The sequence below is a fragment of the Oleiphilus sp. HI0086 genome, from assembly GCF_001635225.1.
This window is the reverse complement of record NZ_LWFZ01000978.1, coordinates 1-1,290: the sequence shown is the minus strand read 5'-3', so window position 1 is coordinate 1,290 and position 1,290 is coordinate 1. Positions and strand designations below refer to the sequence as shown.

Below are 1,290 nucleotides of genomic sequence, written 5' to 3'. Positions count from 1 at the left end.
CTATTAGTATTATTTAGATCATTTTAGGTCAAAACAGGCCAAATTGATTAATACTCATACAACACAGCACTAAATACAGGTCTTCGTTTTGCGTAGCGAAGAGCATACAAACCTAATTTTAATTCTGGAAACGGATATATAGACTATAGAGAAATCGAAAGATTATGCCCTAAAAACAGCTAACAACTGTATATCAAGAACATAGAGCTAGAAATATTGTCTGTCAGGTAAGTCGTATTAGCTAATACCCTGCGACAACTCTCATCCATATTGAAATAGTAAGATAGATGCTAAAACGGATATTGCCAAGGCGTACGTTTGAAATAGTTTAGAAATTTTTAGGGCAGGATAAGGGTGCACCATAGCGCACCCTTTTGGAACATTTTTACTCTGCTGGCGCTGAGTAGGCTACATCAAGTTCTCGTGCAGCTTTAACATCATCCAGACGACGAACAGGTTGCGTATAAGGCGCACCTTTTACTGTTTCTGGTGTGTCTTCCGCTTCCTTCTGAATCGCTGCCATCGCCTTAACAAAGCCTTCTAGCTCGTCAATAGACTCTGTCTCGGTTGGTTCAATCAGCAAACACTCTGGTACCAACAAGGGGAAGTAAGTGGTCGGAGCATGGTAGCCGTAATCGAGTAAACGCTTGGCAAAGTCCATCGCCGTGACACCCAGACCTTTCGCTTGTTTGTTCATCGTCACAATAAACTCATGCGTGGCTCGACGCTCAGGATAGGCCAATTCAAAACCGGCATCAGCCATCAACTTAGCCATGTAGTTTGCACTCAAGGTTGAAAACTCACCAACTCGATGCAAGCCTTCTCGGCCAAGTAGTACTGCGTAAATGTAGGCTCGAAGAATAATCCCGGCATTACCCATGAAGGTACTTAGGCGACCGATGGAATCTACATTATCTGCTTGGGTCACCCAATGATAATTCTTAACGCCGTCTGCTTGCGCCTGACAACCCGCCATTGGCGTAGGCAGGTATGGTAGTAAACGCTCACCTACAGCAACTGGGCCAGAACCTGGTCCACCGCCACCGTGAGGTGTTGCAAAGGTCTTGTGCAAGTTCATATGCAGCACGTCAAAACCCATATCGCCCGGGCGTACTTTACCCAAGATCGCGTTCAGGTTCGCACCATCGTAATAAAGCAAACCGCCCGCGTCATGAACCGTCTTGGCAATCTCTTCGATCTGTCTTTCAAACACGCCGCAGGTCGAAGGGTTAGTCATCATGATCCCGGCTGTTTGTGGGCCAACTGCTTCTTTAAGCGCTTCCAGGTCAA

Annotated in this window: 1 pseudogene; it reads right to left on the bottom strand. The window is 46.0% G+C overall.

Annotated elements, in window-relative coordinates:
* Positions 1-385: 385 nt before the first annotated feature.
* Positions 386-1,290, bottom strand: a pseudogene (locus tag A3756_RS17585) (aminomethyl-transferring glycine dehydrogenase subunit GcvPB); the annotation flags it as partial.